Origin of the sequence: Pseudoalteromonas sp. CNAT2-18.1, from assembly GCF_022347865.1 — a bacterium.
Lineage (GTDB): Bacteria > Pseudomonadota > Gammaproteobacteria > Enterobacterales > Alteromonadaceae > Pseudoalteromonas > Pseudoalteromonas ruthenica.
Window position 1 is genome coordinate 337422 of sequence record NZ_JAKRFR010000004.1, and the last position, 18708, is coordinate 356129.

Genomic DNA, 18708 nt, shown 5'->3' on the forward strand with positions numbered 1-18708 from the left:
TTTACTCCGAAAAAATAGGCGCAGAAAATGGTAAGGTGCGACAGAAGCTCATACTGATGTGTGCAAGCATGGGGTAGGGTGAAGATAACTTGCCGCTTTTAAACTGGCTATCAAAATCACTGAGTAAATCACAAAGTTGCTCTATACGTGCCATGTCTAAGCGCTGCAGGGCTCTTTGATACAAAGGTTGCTGATTCTTCCAAATCCCCAGTTTTTTACACGCGCTATTAAAATCCTGTCCTTGATGGCGCAACTCTGCGAGTGTGAGGAGTTGCTGCGCTTCCTTGCCAAGAGCCCAAGCGATGGCGGTGGGCTCGGTGTTATCATTTTGTAATCGTGCCAACACCTGCATCGCTTTGTCACCCTCGCCACCAAGGACCGCATTAGCCAAATCAAAAATATCAAACTTATTTTGATTCAATAACATGCCTGTAAGGGTACGCCCATCAATGGCTTTATTTGCGTACAGCAAAGCCAGCTTTTCTAGCTCTTGGTGACAGGCCAGGAGGTTCCCCTCTGTGGTATCGAGCAGCACCTGCTTAGCATCCCCTTCAAGATTAAGACCTAGACGTTGACAGTGGTTATCAAGCCAGCGCCGTAAGTGATTGCCGGTTAGTGGGTAGCAGGGGACAAAGATGCCTTCTTTATCAAGCGCTTTAAACCAGGCTGAACGCTGGACGTCTTGCGATGCTTTCATGCCACGGATCACAATAATGCAATCAGGATTCACGCCTTGTGCACATCGCTTCAGGTGCTCGGCGCCGGTTTTCGCAGGCTTTTGGCCGTTTAAGTCTAATTCTATTAAGGTGCGGGAGCTAAATAGCGACAGGCTGTGGTAGTGGCCGTCTAACTCTTGCCAGTCAAATTGCGCCCCGGCGGTGAGTTTAATGACCTCATCAAAGCCTTGTTGGCGCGCATTTTGGCGAATATGGCGGATACACTCATCAACTTGAAAGGGTTCATCGCCAAACACCATGTAAAAAGGTGCCAGCCCACGGGATAGTTGCTGTGCCAGTTGATTCGCGTAGATGCGCATTAGAGCTGTGCTAACTCCCTAACAATGCGGCGACTCGCCTGTTTACGTAGCTCCTCCAACAAAATCGTCATTTCATTGGCTTTAGCTAAGGCATTGTCTGGATCGTCTTGGTAATTGCGATAAAGCTCAAAATATTGCTCGATAGGGTCTTCACCTGCTCGCTTAAGCGTGTAAGACACCGAGTAAATAAGCTCGTATTCTGCGACCTGACCGTTTTTAAACAGCGACAGTGTTCGTCTGTCTAGGCGGTCGGAGGTGAGTCGTAACATCGGAGAGTTAGCGCGCAACCCTTTATTGACCTGCACATTACTGCGTGCAAGTTCACTCAATAGTTGCTCATACAGAGCTGAATTAGGATCGCTGGCGTTGACTTCCAAAGTCATGAGATCTTGCGGTAGATCCGAGGCCTTTTTAAGGTGAAAACCACAGCTGCTTAGTAATAATACTAAGCAGCTGATCACTAGGCTATGGCGTAGTGCACTGGCAGCGAACATCTTAGTTCGCCACCACATTAAGCACTTTGCCTTTGATGTAGATGACTTTACGCACGGTGAGTCCATCGGTGAACTTCTGTACGTTGGCATCTGCAAAGGCTGCTTGCTCAACGGCCTGCTGATCTGCATCGGCCGCTAGAGTCAGCTTGGCGCGGACTTTACCATTGACTTGAACTACCACCAGCTTCTCACTTTCAACCATGGCTGATTGATCGGCAACAGGCCACTGTGCGTCAAGGATATCGCCAGGCTTAGCGAGGTCTTGCCACAACTGATGTGATAGGTGTGGGGTAATCGGTGCCAGCATAATCAGCATTGCTTCTAACGCTTCATTGGCTACGGCCTTGTCACCGTCATCAGCTAATGGTGCCTTAATCAGCTTGTTCGATAGTTCCATTACCGCTGCAATGGCGGTATTGAAGGTTTGACGACGGGCTAAATCATCAGTGATTTTAGCGATGGCTTTGTGCAACTCGCGACGCAGTTCTTTTTGCGCTTTCGTCAAGCTGGCAACATCTAGCTCAACAAAGCCCGCTTGCTTCACATCATAGGCATACTTGTATACCCGTTTGATAAAGCGATGCGCGCCTTCAACACCGGAGTCAGACCATTCCAGTGTTTGCTCTGGTGGCGCCGTAAACATCATAAACAAACGCACGGTATCGGCACCGTATTGGTCGATTACCGTTTGTGGGTCAATGCCATTGTTCTTGGACTTAGACATCTTGCTCATGCCGGCGCTTTCAACCGGTTGACCATCATCCTTGTGCCAAGCTTTAATGATACGGCCTTTGTCATCAGTTTCTACTTCGACATCACTGGGTGAGAACCAAATATCACCGCCTTTTTCATCTTTGCGGAAGTAGGTGTCGGCCAGTACCATGCCTTGGCAAAGTAGGCGCTCAAATGGCTCATCAGAGTCGACCAAGCCAAAATCACGTAATAATTTGTGGAAGAAACGCGCATAAAGCAGGTGCAAAATTGCGTGTTCAATACCGCCAATATACTGGTTGACTGGCAGCCAATAGTTAGCTGCGCCTGGCTCAAGCATGCCTTCGTCGTAACGCGGGCTGCAATAACGAGCGTAGTACCAAGATGATTCCATAAAGGTATCGAAGGTATCGGTCTCGTGGAACACGGTTTCACCGTTGACGCTTGCCTTGGCCCATTCAGGGTCTGATTTAATGGGGGAAGTCACGCCGTCCATCACCACATCTTCTGGTAGGCGCACCGGTAGCATATCCTCTGGCGCTGCCAGTTCGCTGCCATCTTCTTTATTCAACATTGGGATAGGTGAACCCCAATAGCGTTGGCGGCTAACGCCCCAATCGCGCAGGCGGAAATTAACCTTACGCTCACCTACGCCAAGTTCAGTTAACTTATCGGCAATGGCATTAAAGGCGGCATCAAAATCCAGACCATCGAATTCACCAGAATTGATGAGCGTGCCTTTTTCTGTGTAAGCGGCTTGGGATAAATCACACTCGTCACCTTCATTGGCAGCAATAACCTGCTTGATCTCTAGACCGTATGCTGACGCAAACTCAAAATCACGTTGATCGTGTCCTGGTACTGCCATAACTGCACCTGAGCCGTAGTCCATCAACACAAAGTTAGCTATCCAAATCGGTACTTCTTTACCGGTTAGCGGGTGAACTGCGTTCAGACCCGTGGCGATGCCTTTTTTGTCCATGGTGGCAACGTCGGCTTCGGCTACTTTAGTGTTTTTACACTGTTCAACAAACGCCGCAACATCGGCATTGGTCTTCGCAGCTTCTTGAGCAATAGGGTGGCCTGCGGCAACAGCCACATAGGTAACACCCATAAAGGTATCTGGGCGTGTCGTGTAGACACTGAATTCGCCTTGGTTATCGGCGCGTTTGAAGGTAATGTCGACGCCTTCAGAGCGGCCAATCCAGTTGCGCTGCATGGTTTTAACTTGCTCAGGCCAGTGCTCAAGCTTGTCTAAATCATCTAATAACTCTTGCGCGTAGTCGGTGATTTTAATAAACCACTGCGGAATTTCTTTTTGCTCAACCACAGCACCAGAGCGCCAACCACGACCATCAATCACCTGCTCGTTTGCCAAAACAGTCTGATCTACAGGGTCCCAGTTAACAGTGGACATTTTTTTGTACACTAGGCCTTTTTCGTACAGCTTAGTGAAGAACCATTGTTCCCACTTGTAGTAATCTGGGTGACAGGTGGCAATCTCACGGTCCCAGTCGTAACCAAAGCCTAATAGTTTGAGCTGGTTACGCATGTAATCAATATTTTGATAGGTCCATTTGGCTGGGGCGGTGTTGTTTTTAATTGCGGCATTCTCTGCCGGCAAGCCAAAGGCGTCCCAACCCATGGGTTGCATAACATTTTTACCTTGCAAGCGCTGGAAGCGAGAAACAACGTCACCAATGGTGTAGTTACGCACGTGACCCATGTGCAGTCGACCACTCGGGTAGGGGAACATGGACAGACAGTAAAACTTCTCTTTTGAGTCGTCTTCACGAACTTGGAAAACCTTGTTTTCTTCCCAGTATGACTGGGCCTTAGCTTCTATTTCCTGCGGGTTATATTGCTCTTGCATCTACTATTCCAGACTTCTTGCAAAATGATGACAAATTTGCCGATAGCATACCCCAAATCGATATCTAATCACAGCAAGGCACAGGCTTTTTTATCGCTGTTATTGAATTGTCGGTAAGCGGGCTATAGTTACAAAGAGAGAGGCTGTTAAATTCAAAAGGAGCGAACATGGCAGATTATCGTCAATGGTTGGGTCAGTTTAGTGATTGGCTCAAAGATGTGAAAGAGCATGAAGTGAAAGACATGGTGTCCTCCTTTATGGAGTCGAAGCAGGCTTTGCAGGAGCTGAGTAAAGACAAGTACGAGCAATATAAACAATATTTACAGCGCGACATCGACCACCTCATTGAACACGAGAAACACTACAACGAGCTAGCATGGCAAGAACTTAAGGAGTCGCTGTGGTTCGAGTTATCACATATCGAAGATAAGTCACAATTGGAGTGGCAAGCGCTTAGCCAAGACTTTAAGCATAAAGGCGTTTATCACGCTGGAGAATGGATAGCCATGGGCACCTTAGTGTGCCAAAATTGCCATCATCAGGTGGATATTTACCACGCCAGTGAGATTCAGCCTTGCAGTCAATGCGAAGGCATTCACTTCAGCCGTCAGGCACTGCAGCCATAACGCAGTGCTCAGCGGATAATAATTGGGGCCCGCTAATAGGGCCCACTACAAGATGTGTCGAATGAAAGATAAAAGCAATAACGGTGTTACTCCTCTTAGTGCCAATGCGTTGGCCCCACAAATTTCAGCAAATCATGTGCGCACTTGTTTAGCGCATCCCTACCCCGAGGACTTACCTTTTATCGGCCAGCAGCGTGCCGACAGTGCTTTGGAATTTGCCCTGGGTATGCAGCTTCCTGGATACAATGCTTATGTGATGGGAGAGCCAGCGTTAGGGCGCTTCACGTTAGTGCAGCATAAGCTGCAACAACATGCCAAAGAGCGCGAAACGCCGCGTGAGTGGCTCTATGTTAATAATTACGATGATCACCGCGAGCCCATCGCCTTGTTAATGAATCCGGGCGAGGGACAAGTCCTAGTCGACGATATTGATGCGTTGCTGGATGAGATTCTCGATACCTTTCCGGCTGCGTTCGATAACCCTGGGTTCCAACGCAAGAAAAAGTCCATCGATCGTGAATTTGAAGATAAGTACGAAGATGCGTTGGCTGCGGTGGAAGACTTGGCCAATGCCCGCAGTGTCGAGTTGATCGAGGATGAGAATAACGTAGGTTTTGTGCCAATCGTCAACAATCAGCGCCTCAGCGATGAGCAATTCAGTGCCCTTGATGAGCCCACGCAAGAGCGCTTTCTCGACGCTATCGCAGAGCTTGAAGACGCATTAATTGATGCCCTTATTGAGCTGCCAAAATGGAAGCGCGAGTCTAGCGAGGCATTGCGTAAGCTGAAGAAAAGCACCGCCGAAGCGGCAATCAAACCGCTTTTACGTGAGCTTGAGCACAAGTATGCCACCCATGTTGGGGTATTGCGTTACTTAAAAGATTTACGCTCAGAATTAGTCGATACGGTACTCGAGTGGCTTGATGAAGAGCAAGGCAGTGAAGATAACAAAGATGAGTATGATCGTGATGAAATGCTCACCGAATTCTTTGCTCCCAATTTATTGGTGTCTTTTAAAGAAGACGACCCCGCGCCAGTTATTTATGAGCCTAATCCGACCTTTGGTAACCTGTTTGGCAAAATAGAATATTCAACATCGCAAGGGTCGTTGGTAACCAGTTATCGCAGCATTCAGCCTGGCGCACTGCACCGTGCCAATGGTGGTTATCTGATTATGGATGCGGAAAAAGTAATGACCAACGCGCAAGTGTGGGATGGCTTAAAACTATCATTAAAAACACATCAGATAAAAAATGATTTACCTTACCAAGACAGCTCGGTAGGTAGCAGCTTCACCTTACGACCGCAATTGATCCCGCTGGATGTAAAAGTGATTTTACTGGGTTCTCGGGATTTGTATTACACCCTCAATGAATACGACGAAGAGTTTGCCGAGCATTTTCGCGTTCTGGCTGATTTTGATTATTACCTGCCAGGCTCAGATAAATACCAATATCAATTTATCACTAAAGTGATTGAGTATTGTCGAGAAAAGCTGAAAATTGAGCCTAATAATGAGGCGATGGCACTGTTGTTGCGTTTCAGCCACCGCCAGGCTGAGCATCAACAAAAGTTGTCAGCACGCTTTGCCGATGTACTTGAGTTAGTGGCTGAAGCAAGCTTTTACGCTCGTCAGGACAGCAGTGAACAGATCCTAGCTGCCCACGTAGAAGAAGCAATTGCTGGGAAAGAATATCGCACTGGGCAAATGAGCGAAAACATGCTGAGTGATATTCGTGAAGGACACATTCTCATTGATACACAAGGTGAGGCAGTCGGTATTGTTAATGGCCTTACCGTGTTGCACGTGGGTGATACCTCATTTGGCACTCCGGCGCGTATGAGCGCCTCGGTTTATGCAGGCAGTGATGGGGTGATTGATATTGAGCGCGAAGCCGAATTGGGTAAGTCTATTCACTCAAAAGGCGTCATGTTGCTAACCGGCTACTTAGGGAATAAATACGCGCAGGATTTCAGCCTGACTCTCAGTGCCAACATCGCAATTGAGCAAAGCTATGGCTATATCGATGGTGACAGTGCCTCGCTGGCTGAGTTATGTGCTTTGGTCTCAAGTATTACCCAAGTGCCCATAAAGCAAGGCATTGCACTGACTGGTTCAATCAACCAACGCGGTGAAGTGCAAGCCATTGGCGGTGTTAACGAAAAGATTGAAGGGTTCTTCAAACTTTGCCAAATGCGCGGTTTAGATACTCAGCAAGGGGTCATTATTCCCAAGTCAAATTGTTTGAACCTGGTGCTCAACCAAGAAGTAATAAGTGCCGTTGAGCAGGGAAAGTTCCATATTTATCCAGTTTCGAGTGTCGATGAAGCCCTCAGTCTGCTAACTGGTAAGCAATGCGGGCAATTTCATCAGGGCCAATATCCCGAAGGAAGCTTGCACGACTTAGCCATGAAACGCTTGCGGGCTATAGCTGACATTGTTGCTGGTGAGGAAGAAAAGGATGATTAATGCGTTATTAGTTCTCGCCATTGTCGTGTTGTTGGTACTGACCTTTCGCGGCCATCGGCGCAATCAAGCGGCAGCAGCAGAAAATGGCGATGCCGAGGCGCAATTTCTGGCCGAGAACAAACACAAAGAAGGAGTTGTAGAGCTTGATTGTGGGGTGCAAATGCTGTGGCATACTCGCAATCAGGCTGGTGAGCAGCCAAGCGCTAAGTCGAAAGTAACGGTGCACTATCGGGGTACATTGCTTGATGGCAGTGAATTCGATAACTCCCAGAAGCGAGGCCAACCCCTGACCTTCAAATTAAACCAAGTGATCAGTGGCTGGCAGCAAGGGCTGCTTGCCATGCATGCTGGAGAGCGGGCCACGCTGTATATTCCAGCTAAACTTGCCTATGGTAACCGCCGGGTGGGGAATATCGCCCCAGCAAGCTTGCTAATCTTCGACGTTGAGCTTATTGCTGTTAACTAAGCTGCTGTAAATACGCTAGGTCAGCGTAACTGATTTAGCGTGTACCCTGTCAATTTCATGTCCCCTATATAAGTAAAATTGAAAATACAATGTAAAAATATATTTGACAACGCTGTCTTTGTGGCAACAATAAACGGTGGGAGGGCTCAGTGATCAGTGCATGAGTAGCTGGTCGGTCTTACAACGAAAAAATGAGTCAAATATGTCTACAACAACACAACTATTCACCGTGCTGGGGATCAGCGCAGCCGTCTCCACAGCGGCCCACGCCATTAATGTACAACCCGATCCACAGAACCCCGAGGGCTATGTCGTCGCCAAAGCCGATATTGAAGCCATGGCAGCGGCGAAAACAGCCGATCCTATGTATCAAGTGTGGGCGCAGGCACTGCGTACTCGCGACAATGCCGTGGTTGAAGCTATTGTCCCAGGGAGCGCCACAAACCCCGAAAACGTGCAGCGCGCACAACGGGTATTTCCACAGCAGCAGTGGGACTTCCTCACGCAAATGGCGGCGCCAGAGTACACCTACACACGGTTCCTAAGAGCGATAGGTAAATTCCCCGCGTTTTGTGGCGATTACGACGATGGTCGCGATGCCGATGCTATTTGCAAACGCTCAATAGTCACAGCCTTTGCTCACTTTGCCCAAGAAACTGGCGGTCATATCAGTAAAGACAACGTCTCTGATAACCCTTTGGGGTTAGAGGAGTGGCAACAAGCGTTAGTGCATGTGCGAGAAATGGGATGGTCCGAGGGCGAAGAGGGCTACACCACAGGCTGCGGTCAAAATGACTGGCAAAACCGTCGTTGGCCATGCGCTCCAGGTCAGGGCTACTTTGGTCGCGGCGCAAAACAGCTCTCTTATCATTTTAACTACGGCGCATTCTCAGAAGTCATGTTCGATGGTGACGCCACCGTATTGCTAAATAACCCGGCGTTAGTGGCGGACTCGTGGTTAAACTTGGCTTCAGCAATTTGGTTTTTCCTCACTCCGCAAGCCCCGAAACCGGCAATGTTACACGTGATTGACCGTACCTGGGTGCCGTCGCAGCGTGAGCGTAATGCCGGGATTGGTTATGGCTTTGGCACCACCATTAATGTTATCAATGGTGGTATAGAGTGCGGCGAGCAAAATAAATATAAGGGCCAACCAGTCAATCGCATTCGTTATTGGCAGGGCCTCGCTCATCACTACAATATCGTTATAGAAAGTGACGAAGAGGACACCTGTTGGCAACAAACCCCGTATGGCAGTCTTAATCTTGAGGGCGCGACAGATGTGTTATACACCAATTGGGAAGGTGATTGGGGCTACTATGCCGACCGCCCCGGTGGCTATTCCTTCGAATGTAAGTTAGTAGGTTATCAAACGGCTTATTCGGCCTTGGTCCCCGGTGACTATGAGAAATGTGTTACTAACTTCTATCAGTCTCATGCCGGCTGGCCGCAAGTGCGCGTTAGCGACACCTTGCCTAGTGAGCCGCCCACAGAGCCGCCTGTGGATGGCGTTGCAGCGTGGGATGCAGCAACGGTCTATGTACAAGGTGAGCAAGTGAGCCAAGGTGGGCAAATCTATGAGGCCAAGTGGTGGACTCAAGGTGATGATCCTCTTAATGGTGGGCCATGGCAACTTATTGACAGTGGCGGCCAAAGCGAGCCGACACCGCCAAGCGATCCGGTAGACCCTGCACCCGGTGACGGGGCGAACACCTGGGATGCGGCGACTATCTACGTCGGGGGTGACCAAGCCAGCAAAAATGGTGTCCTGTATCAGGCTAAATGGTGGACACAAGGTGACGACCCCATCAATGGCGGGCCTTGGCAGCGCGTCAATAATTAAGCTCATGAGTATAGCCTGCCTTCGCGCAGGCTTTTTTATGTCATTGGTCGCAACCCACTGTTTTTCACCTAAGTGTTACATTAGCGTTAATACCGAGGTGTAAGCACCCACCATTATTCAACAGGGGAACAATCCATGACAAAGCTTTCGGTTTTAGGCCAAGCGCTATTGCTGGCAGGTATGTTTAGTGTCACATCAAGCGTTGCGGCCGCTGATTTAGACCAACAAATTCAACAAGCCAATGAACAGGTTGCCGATAAGGTGATCACTTGGCGACGTCATATTCACCAATATCCGGAATTGAGTAACCGTGAGTTTAAGACCGCGCAGTACGTGACCGAACACTTACAAAGCTTGGGCCTTGAGGTGGAAACCGGCGTGGCTCATACCGGGGTGGTAGCCAGGCTCAAGGGTGATAAACCGGGACCCTTGATTGCCTTGCGTGCGGATATGGACGCACTGCCTGTGACCGAGCAAGTAGACTTGCCTTTTGCTTCGCAGCAGAGTGCCACTTACCGTGGTCAAAAAGTGGGGGTGATGCATGCCTGTGGTCACGATGCCCATGTCGCTATCCTTATGGCTGTGGCTGAGTCCTTGGTGGCGTTAAAGTCGGAACTAGCTGGGGAAATACTGTTTGTGTTCCAACCAGCGGAAGAAGGCGCTCCTGAGGGAGAGCAGGGCGGTGCCGAACTGATGCTTAAAGAAGGCTTATTTGCACAAAAGCCTGAGGCGGTGTTTGGTTTGCATGTCACCTCATCACTTAATACCGGGCAAATTGGTTTTCGCTCAGGGCCGTTGATGGCCAGTGAAGACTCATTTAACATCAAGGTCAAAGGTCGTCAGACTCATGGTTCACGACCTTGGAATGGAGTCGATCCCATTGTCGCTTCTAGCCAAATCATTATGGCTACACAAACCATTGCTTCGCGCCAAGTCGATGTCACCAAAGCGCCTTCGGTGATTTCTTTTGGTGCCATCAATGGTGGGGTACGCAGTAATATTATCCCTGATGAGGTGGAGATGGTGGGCACTATTCGCACCTTTGATCAGCAAATGCGCGCTGACATCAAGCAGCGTTTGCAAAAAACCGTGGAGTTAACCGCCCAGGCAGCTGGGGCAAAGGCTGATATCCATATCGACCATGGTTACCCGGTCACCGTGAATGACCCGCAGTTAACGAACATGATGACCCCCACGCTGCAACGAGCCGCAGGCAGTGACAATGTCATCACCACGGATCTGATCACCGGCGCTGAAGACTTCTCTTACTACGCCCTGGAAACCCCTGGACTGTTCTTCTTTTTGGGAGTGACGCCAAAGGATCAGGATGCCAAAACGGCGCCAAGCAACCACTCGCCGCACTTTTACATTGACGAGAAAGCGTTGCCGTTAGGGGTCAAAGCGATGACTAACTTGGTGTTTGATTACCTCGACAAGCAATAAAAAAAGCGCCGTTAGGCGCTTTTTTTAACTCTTCTAGAATAGTACAGACTCAGGCCCAGTAAGCACAGCAGCGCCAACCACGTAGGCCAACGACCATACTGGGCGTATAGGCTGTCGCCAGAGATCAAGCGAACATCAGCGCGCAGTACATCCGCATCAAATTGCGCAAGGCTAAGTTGTGATTGCGAAATCGGGTCATACACGCCAGTCACCCCAGTATTAGTCACTCGTACCAGTGGACGCTGCAGCTCGAGCGCGCGCATGCGTGAGATTTGCATATGTTGATGAGGTCCGTGGGAGTCGCCAAACCAGGCATCATTACTCACGGTAAAGAGGATATCCGAATCACTGCGGTAATTATCTCTGACTAAATCCGGAAAAGCGATTTCGTAACAGATAGCCGCAAGGATGTGGTAGCCGTTGGCAATTAGGTTATCTTGCACGCGTTCACCGCGACTAAAACTCGACATTGGCAAGTCAAACAGCGGTGCCAAAGGGCGTAATAAGTCTTCAAAAGGCACAAATTCGCCAATAGGTAGTAACTGATGTTTGCGATAGCGGTTTTTATGGAGATAGCGGTACTGACCTGCGCTGCTGTCTTGTTGTTTTTTGCCCACCACCACTAAGGTGTTGTAAACATTGCGGGTATCATATTGATAGTCGACGATGCCGGTGATAAGCGCAGTATCGTTAAATACCGCCGCCTTATCCAAGGATGTGAGGTATTCCCCCGCTAACTGTTCGAGCTCGGGGATCGCAGCCTCAGGCCACACCACCAGATCGGCATCCCAATGTAGGCGCGTCATATCTTGGTACTTGAGCATGGTGGGCCAGAAATTCTCAGGTTGCCAGCGCATGCTTTGCTTGATATTACCTTGTACTAAGGCCACATTCAGCTGTTTGCCAGAATACTGGTTATAATTGAATACTGTTGCTAGGGCTGCAACTAGGGCGCCTGCGGCGAGTGTTGCCACAAGGGGTTGCCAGACCTTGGCACAAAATAAACGATAAAGGCCATAACCCACGGCCAGCACCAGCACACTTAAGCCAAATTCACCCACCATCGGCGCGAGAATATTTACTGGTGAATCGGTTTGGGTGTAGCCCAGTGATAACCAAGGAAAGCCGGTTAGTAGTGTGCCGCGCAGCCATTCGCTGAAGGCAAAGCTGATTAACAGCGGAGCCAGCCAAGCGCCGCTGTGTTTGTGTATAAACGCCGTGAGTGCCAGTGCCAGTGCAGGATAAAGTGCTAAATACACCACCAGTAAGGCCATAATGGCAATGGAGGCGGGCAGTGGCATACCACCAAACTGGGCTATGGAGACGTGCACCCAGCTTATTCCCGCAGCAAACCAGCCGATGGCAAAGATAAATCCGTACCAAGCAGCTTGTTTGACCGGTGCCTGATAACTGCAATAACACAGCACCGCAATACTAAAAAAAGCTAAAGGCCAGGCGCCGAAAGGGGCATAAGCAAAGGTTAAAACAAGGCCGGCAACCAGTGCCAGCCATGTTTTTTTATCACTAAATTGCTGTTTAAGCCGCGTCAGTATCTTCGCCATCGCTCGATTTCGGCAAGGTAACTTGCAGCTGCAAAATACGACGGCTGTCGGAATTTGTGACCTTAAACTGCAAAGGATCAATGTCTATGATTTCACCGCGCCCAGGCATATGGCCGAAGGCATGTAACACAATACCACCAATGGTATCGGCTTCGCTGGTGTTGAAATCGGTTTTAAACACGTCGTTAAACTCTTCAATAGGCGTCAGAGCCTGTACAGAGTAAACGTGCTTAGAAACCTTACGGATGGCTTTACTTTCGTCTTCATCATCATGCTCGTCTTCAATCTCGCCGACAATGATTTCGAGAATGTCTTCAATGGTTACTAAGCCAGACACACCACCATATTCGTCGATAACAATCGCCATGTGGTAGCGCTGTTGGCGAAACTCGTTCAGTAGCGTATCAACCCGCTTACTTTCCGGGACGACTACCGCCGGGCGGAGCATATCGCGTAGGTTTGGTAAGGCGGCCTCTTTGTCCATCAGTAATGGCAATAAGTCCTTGGCCAATAAGATACCTTCGACGTGGTCTTTGTCTTCACACACCACCGGAAAGCGCGAGTGCGAGGACTCGATCATCATCGGTAGTTGATCGAACAGTGGTTTATCTACATCTAAGGTGATCATGTGTGAGCGTGGGATCATGATGTCGCGCACTTTCAGCTCCGACACACCCAATACGCCTTCCATCATTTCTTTGGTCTCAGGGTCAATCAGATCGCGTTCTTGCGCATCTGAGATGACTTCAACCAATTCTTCCTTATTTTGGGGTTCTCCTTGGAACATCTGGGTGATGCGATCCATCCACGATTTTCCAGAAGAACCCTCTCTACTATGCGAGTTTTCGTCGCTCATTAGCTTTATGCGCTCCAAGTTGAATTAATTCCGATAGTGAGCAGAGCCTCACTATTGGGATTAACACTCATCATCCCTGTATGGGTCGCTGATATCAATGGTTGCCAACAGGCGTTTTTCAATCGCTTCCATTTCTTGGGCATCAGCGTCATTTATATGGTCATAGCCAAGTAAATGCAAGCACCCGTGTACCACCATGTGGGCAAAGTGGTCATGAAAGCTTTTTTGCTGCTCCAAAGACTCACGATATACCACTTCGGGGCAAATAATCAAATCCCCAACTAAAGGTAGCTCTACACCTGGGGGGGCATCGAACTCAAAAGACAAAACATTGGTCGGTTTATCTTTGCCTCGGTAACTATGGTTGAGGCTTTGGCTTTCCTCTGCATCGCTGATACGAATAGTGATTTCGCTGTTGGGCTTAAGCTCATCAAGCACCAACGCGGCCCAGCGCTGAAATTGCTCAGCGCTCGGTAAATTATCAAATTCACAAGCAAGTTGCAGATCGACAGTGGTGGTCATGAGTCAGACTCTTTTTTATTTTGCTCTTTAGCGGCGCGTTTGGCACGCTGTGCTTCATCATGGCTTTCGTAAGCTTCAACAATAGCAGCGACCACGGGGTGGCGCACCACATCATGAGCTTGGAAAAAGTTAAAGCTGATAGCCTCAACATCACTGAGCACCTCAATTGCATGACGCAGGCCTGAGCGCGCGCCGCGAGGCAAGTCGACCTGCGTAATATCACCGGTGATCACCGCTTTTGAATTAAAGCCAATACGGGTTAGGAACATCTTCATTTGTTCCACTGTGGTATTTTGGCTCTCATCAAGAATGATAAAAGCGTCATTCAACGTGCGACCACGCATATACGCCAACGGGGCCACTTCGATGACGTTTTTCTCTATGAGTCGCTCAACCTTCTCAAAGCCAAGCATTTCAAATAAAGCATCATAAAGCGGGCGCAGGTAAGGATCGATTTTTTGGGTAAGGTCACCAGGTAAAAAGCCTAGTTTTTCACCCGCTTCAACCGCTGGGCGGGTCAATAGAATACGGCGAATCTCTTGGCGTTCGAGGGCATCGACGGCAGCGGCTACGGCTAAGTAAGTTTTCCCGGTCCCTGCTGGGCCAATACCGAAGCTAATGTCGTGATTTAAGATATTAGCTACATACTGACTTTGATTGGGGTTACGCGGTTTGATGACGCCACGGCGGGTTTTAATAAACACTTCTTTACCCCACACACTGGGCTGCTCTTGTTCGAGCACATCAGCTTCGGTGATGGCTAAGTGTACGTGTTCAGGTTCGATCTCTTTTTGCTTACCTTTAACAGGAGCCGTATCAACGTAAAGATTTTTTAGAATTTCCCCGGCAGCTTTTGCAGTGTGCGGCTTGCCGGTGACTTTAAAGAGATTTTCGCGGTGTGCAATTTCAACTCCCAGACGACGCTCGATGTGCTTAATATTTTCGTCGAAGGGTCCACACAAAGAAGAAAGGCGGGCATTGTCTGACGGTTCTAAGTAAATATCGATATTCTTCAGCTGGTTACTCAAAGTTGCTTCCTGTTGCTTGGCGCTGCGTAAACGCAGCGCACGATTATTTTAATTCGGGGTGAATGTACCGACGCCGATGTCATTGGCTTGCGGCTCGCTCGGTGCTTTAGCAAGAATGTCGCTCGGCGCGACATCGCGACGTAAATTCATTTCATCTTCAGTGCGCAGCAGTTCTCCACGCAGTGAATTAGGCAACGCTTCAGTGATACGGACATCAACAAATTGGCCGATCACAGAATGTGGACCCTCGAAGTTAACTACACGGTTATTTTCGGTGCGTCCACGCAGCTCCATAGGGTTCTTTTTCGAAGGGCCTTCCACCAAAATACGCTGCTCAGTAGCAAACATATCACGGCTGATTTTCTGTGCCATTTGGTTGATGCGGTCTTGTAAAATGTATAGGCGCTGCTTTTTCTCGTCTTCGCTGACGTCATCCGGCAAGTCTGCTGCGGGTGTACCAGGGCGGGCACTGTAAATAAAGCTGAAGCTCATATCAAAGCCGATGTCGTTGATAAGCTTCATGGTTGCTTCAAAGTCTTCGGTGGTTTCGCCTGGGAAGCCGATAATAAAGTCTGAGCTCATACTGATATTAGGGCGAATCTTGCGCAGCTTGCGAATAGTCGACTTATATTCAATGGCCGTGTGGCCACGCTTCATTAGGTTTAACACGCGGTCTGAACCACTTTGTACTGGCAAGTGCAAGTGATCAACTAACTCAGGTACATCAGCATAGGCATCAATAATATCAGGCGTAAACTCAACAGGGTGCGAGGTCGTGTAGCGAATGCGATCAATACCATCGATGGCGGCAACATAACGCAGTAAGTCAGAAAAGTAACAGATTTCGCCGTCATGCGTCTCGCCACGATATGCGTTAACGTTTTGACCCAGCAGATTCACTTCACGCACGCCTTGCTCAGCCAGTTGCGCAACTTCTAAAAGTACATCATCCAGAGGGCGGCTTACTTCTTCACCACGAGTGTAGGGCACCACGCAGAACGTGCAGTATTTTGAACAGCCTTCCATGATTGATACAAAGGCACTGGGTCCTTCCGCTTTGGGCTCTGGCAAACGGTCAAACTTTTCGATTTCAGGAAACGTGATATCAACCACTGAACCTTCTTTCGCCTGCACTTGTTGAATCATTTCAGGCAAGCGGTGCAATGTTTGTGGGCCGAACACGATATCTACGAAAGGCGCGCGTTGGCGAATGGTATCACCCTCTTGTGAAGCTACGCAGCCACCAACACCGATAACTAAATCGGGGTTTTGCTCTTTGAGTAGTTTCCAGCGGCCAAGTTGATGGAATACTTTTTCTTGTGCCTTCTCACGGATTGAGCAGGTGTTAAGTAAAATGACATCCGCATCGCTGGCTTCTTCGGTCAACTGATAACCATTGGTGTCATCAAGTAGATCGGCCATTTTCTGAGAGTCATATTCATTCATCTGACAACCCCAGGTTTTTATATGCAGCTTTTTACTCATTGAGATAATGCCTCGCTTTCAATCCGGTAGATAATGCACGACAGAGCTTTGGGTTGGACTAATGGCCCGAGCTTCGCCTAAAGGACGCGTATTTTATATGCTATCGCGCTATGAGCCAAGTATAGATTTGATATTTACACTGTGACACAGGATGACATCAAAGCAACACGCTTTAGCCTGCGCTTAGACTGCCACCATTGCCTTAACTGAGTTACAATCACCATAATATTGAAGCATTTAGAGGCAATAGGCCATGAGTGTAAAAAATGTGCTAATCGTCGGTGGCGGGATGGTCGGAGCTGCTTGTGCCATTAAGCTAGCGCAACAAGGCATGAAGGTGACGGTATTTGAGCGCCACTTTCCAGATGCCACTACTGATTTGCAAAACAGCCGTGTTGATATTCGTGTCTCAGCGATAAATCGTGCCTCCGAGCGATTGCTTGATGAACTCGGAGCTATGGCGACGATTAAAGCGACGCGTAGCGCGCCGTACACTGAGTTAGAAGCCTTTGAGCAGCCCAACGCGCGTTTATTATTTTCCGCCGAACAACTGGGTTTAACCCATTTAGGTCACCTCATTGAAAACAACGTGATTCAAGCAGCGTTATGGCAACAATTCACACAGTACGATATTACCGCTATCGAAAGTGCTGAGCCAATAAGTGCGATTGACGATGACGGTGAGCAAGTAACACTGACCTTAGGGGCAAAGCAGTATCAAGGCGAACTACTCATTGCTGCCGATGGCGGGCGTTCCGCTGTACGCTCGATGTTAGGAATAGGTAGCGAGGGGTGGCAATATCAGCAACATTGTATGGGCATATTGGTTAAGCTTGATGCCCCGCAGCAGGTGCGTACTTGGCAGCAATTTCAGCGCACCGGGCCAGTGGCGTTTCTACCTATGCAGGCGCCTTATGCCAACTTGATTTGGTATCACCACGGTGATCACTTAGCTCGTTTAAAGGCTTTACCAAAAGAGCAACTGAAACAAGAGATTATTACTCATTTCCCAAGCTTGCCAGGTGATTTTGATATTGAGTCTGTGGCGGTTTTTCCGCTTACCAGAGCCCATGCTCAGCGCTATGTTCAAGGACGCTGCGTGTTAATCGGGGATGCCGCTCACACCATCAACCCGTTGGCAGGGCAAGGGGTCAATCTCGGCTTTGCTGATGTAGTGGCGCTCAGTGCACAGTTGCAAAATGACAACCCCATTGATATTTCATTGCAGCGTTATTGGCAAGCGCGCCGTTATGCCAACTTGGCCATGATGAGCACAATGGATGCATGTTATTGGGGGTTCTCTAATGAGAGTGGGCCATTAAAATGGGGGCGTAATCTATTTTTACGCGCGGCAAACCAGGCTGGGCCGATAAAAGATTGGGTACTAAAATACGCGATTGGTCACTAGATCAATCGCCATCTTGCAGCCGTGCCGGATTTTTTTATTAAGTGAATTCTATAAATGCTTATAGGTGGTCGCGATAAGCAAGTAGTGCTTAGACTATGGTGATGTATAAAAGGTGAGATAATAAAAATGGTGCGGAAGGAGAGACTTGAACTCTCACATCCGAAGATACTGGAACCTAAATCCAGCGCGTCTACCAATTCCGCCACTTCCGCATTTTTTACTTTACCTAAAGAAACCTAATTAGAGCGTCTAGTTAGAGACACTAGGCTCATTCCTCAACTTTAGGAAAGTTGGCTGGAGTACCAGGATTTGAACCTGGGAATGGCGGGATCAAAACCCGCTGCCTTACCGCTTGGCGATACTCCAACGAAATCTCAAATCTATTTGTGGACCAGGATTTGAATCTGGGGGTGGATGAGTGAGGGATCAAAACCTCTCTCTTCTGCCCTTACCGCTTGGCGATACTCCAGCAATCCAGGATGATTATTTTAGTTCTTATCGAGAACATGGTGCGGAAGGTGAGACTTGAACTCACACATCCGAAGATACTGGAACCTAAATCCAGCGCGTCTACCAATTCCGCCACTCCCGCATAGTGTATTTTTCATTTTCTTATTGGTAGAAAGAAAATGGTGGCTACGCCCTGATTTGAACAGGGGACCCCATCATTATGAGTGATGTGCTCTAACCAACTGAGCTACGTAGCCAATGGCTGGAGTACCAGGATTTGAACCTGGGAATGGCGGGATCAAAACCCGCTGCCTTACCGCTTGGCGATACTCCAACGAAATCTCAAATCTATTTGTGGACCAGGATTTGAATCTGGGGGTGGATGAGTGAGGGATCAAAACCTCTCTCTTCTGCCCTTACCGCTTCCACTTCGTG

General features: G+C 48.8%; 14 protein-coding genes and 5 tRNA genes. 6 read left to right on the top strand and 13 right to left on the bottom strand.

Going from position 1 to position 18708, the window contains the following annotated elements:
- Nucleotide 1 precedes the first annotated feature (1 nt).
- Genes holA through leuS form a run of 3 tightly spaced genes read right to left on the bottom strand, consistent with a single transcriptional unit; the run spans nt 2 to nt 4114 of the window.
- Nucleotides 2-1036: a DNA polymerase III subunit delta gene (holA, locus tag MHM94_RS10875; RefSeq protein ID WP_045979814.1), complete on the bottom strand. Its 1035-nt coding sequence runs from the start codon at nt 1034-1036 to the stop codon at nt 2-4.
- The gene (lptE, locus tag MHM94_RS10880; RefSeq protein WP_022946376.1) at nt 1036-1530 is read right to left on the bottom strand and encodes an LPS assembly lipoprotein LptE; all 495 of its coding nucleotides are present in this window, start codon (nt 1528-1530) and stop codon (nt 1036-1038) included. Before lptE ends, holA begins: the two co-directional genes overlap by 1 nt.
- 1 nt (nt 1531) lies before the next feature.
- Complete coding sequence (gene leuS, locus MHM94_RS10885; protein WP_235419934.1) at nt 1532-4114, bottom strand: leucine--tRNA ligase; 2583 nt, start codon at nt 4112-4114, stop codon at nt 1532-1534.
- A gap of 167 nt (nt 4115-4281) precedes the next feature.
- Between leuS and MHM94_RS10890 the strand changes: the two genes are divergently transcribed.
- From MHM94_RS10890 to MHM94_RS10910, 5 genes are all read left to right on the top strand, one after another.
- Nucleotides 4282-4740, top strand: coding sequence for a hypothetical protein (locus MHM94_RS10890; protein WP_022946374.1), 459 nt, complete (start codon nt 4282-4284; stop codon nt 4738-4740).
- 61 nt (nt 4741-4801) lie between these two features.
- The gene (locus tag MHM94_RS10895; RefSeq protein WP_235419935.1) at nt 4802-7210 is read left to right on the top strand and encodes an ATP-binding protein; all 2409 of its coding nucleotides are present in this window, start codon (nt 4802-4804) and stop codon (nt 7208-7210) included.
- Entirely contained in the window at nt 7203-7676 is a 474-nt protein-coding gene (locus MHM94_RS10900; protein ID WP_235419936.1) for an FKBP-type peptidyl-prolyl cis-trans isomerase, read from the top strand. The genes MHM94_RS10895 and MHM94_RS10900 overlap by 8 nt, the downstream gene beginning before the upstream one ends.
- A 202-nt stretch (nt 7677-7878) precedes the next feature.
- Nucleotides 7879-9519 (top strand): chitinase, encoded by a 1641-nt coding sequence (locus MHM94_RS10905; RefSeq protein ID WP_235419937.1) that lies wholly within the window; start codon nt 7879-7881, stop codon nt 9517-9519.
- Between the two features lie 135 nt (nt 9520-9654).
- Nucleotides 9655-10962 carry an amidohydrolase gene (locus tag MHM94_RS10910; RefSeq protein WP_235419938.1) on the top strand — a complete coding sequence of 436 codons (1308 nt, stop codon included), beginning with the start codon at nt 9655-9657 and terminating at the stop codon, nt 10960-10962.
- Nucleotides 10963-10973: 11 nt separating this feature from the next.
- Here the strand turns inward: MHM94_RS10910 and lnt are convergent, their stop codons facing one another.
- From lnt to miaB, 5 genes are read right to left on the bottom strand one after another with little or no spacing between them, the layout of a single operon-like run.
- The gene (lnt, locus tag MHM94_RS10915) at nt 10974-12524 is read right to left on the bottom strand and encodes an apolipoprotein N-acyltransferase (RefSeq protein WP_138589174.1); all 1551 of its coding nucleotides are present in this window, start codon (nt 12522-12524) and stop codon (nt 10974-10976) included.
- Nucleotides 12499-13380: a CNNM family magnesium/cobalt transport protein CorC gene (gene corC, locus MHM94_RS10920; RefSeq protein WP_022944677.1), complete on the bottom strand. Its 882-nt coding sequence runs from the start codon at nt 13378-13380 to the stop codon at nt 12499-12501. Before corC ends, lnt begins: the two co-directional genes overlap by 26 nt.
- A 60-nt stretch (nt 13381-13440) precedes the next feature.
- Nucleotides 13441-13902, bottom strand: coding sequence for an rRNA maturation RNase YbeY (gene ybeY / locus MHM94_RS10925; RefSeq protein ID WP_053911201.1), 462 nt, complete (start codon nt 13900-13902; stop codon nt 13441-13443).
- The gene (locus MHM94_RS10930; RefSeq protein WP_022944679.1) at nt 13899-14930 is read right to left on the bottom strand and encodes a PhoH family protein; all 1032 of its coding nucleotides are present in this window, start codon (nt 14928-14930) and stop codon (nt 13899-13901) included. The genes ybeY and MHM94_RS10930 overlap by 4 nt, the downstream gene beginning before the upstream one ends.
- Before the next feature lie 48 nt (nt 14931-14978).
- Nucleotides 14979-16415, bottom strand: coding sequence for a tRNA (N6-isopentenyl adenosine(37)-C2)-methylthiotransferase MiaB (miaB, locus tag MHM94_RS10935; RefSeq protein WP_022944680.1), 1437 nt, complete (start codon nt 16413-16415; stop codon nt 14979-14981).
- Between the two features lie 253 nt (nt 16416-16668).
- Between miaB and MHM94_RS10940 the strand changes: the two genes are divergently transcribed.
- The gene (locus MHM94_RS10940; protein WP_235419939.1) at nt 16669-17823 is read left to right on the top strand and encodes an FAD-dependent oxidoreductase; all 1155 of its coding nucleotides are present in this window, start codon (nt 16669-16671) and stop codon (nt 17821-17823) included.
- Between the two features lie 127 nt (nt 17824-17950).
- On the opposite strand, the gene MHM94_RS10945 is transcribed toward MHM94_RS10940, so the two are convergent.
- The 5 genes from MHM94_RS10945 to MHM94_RS10965 all read right to left on the bottom strand — a co-directional run bounded on the left by MHM94_RS10945 (nt 17951) and on the right by MHM94_RS10965 (nt 18607).
- Nucleotides 17951-18035, bottom strand: a tRNA-Leu gene (locus MHM94_RS10945).
- A gap of 79 nt (nt 18036-18114) precedes the next feature.
- A tRNA-Gln gene (locus tag MHM94_RS10950) sits at nt 18115-18189 on the bottom strand.
- 141 nt (nt 18190-18330) lie between these two features.
- Nucleotides 18331-18415 (bottom strand) — tRNA-Leu (locus MHM94_RS10955).
- 38 nt (nt 18416-18453) lie between these two features.
- Nucleotides 18454-18530 (bottom strand) — tRNA-Met (locus MHM94_RS10960).
- Between the two features lie 2 nt (nt 18531-18532).
- Nucleotides 18533-18607: transfer RNA gene (locus tag MHM94_RS10965), tRNA-Gln, on the bottom strand.
- Nucleotides 18608-18708: the final 101 nt, after the last annotated feature.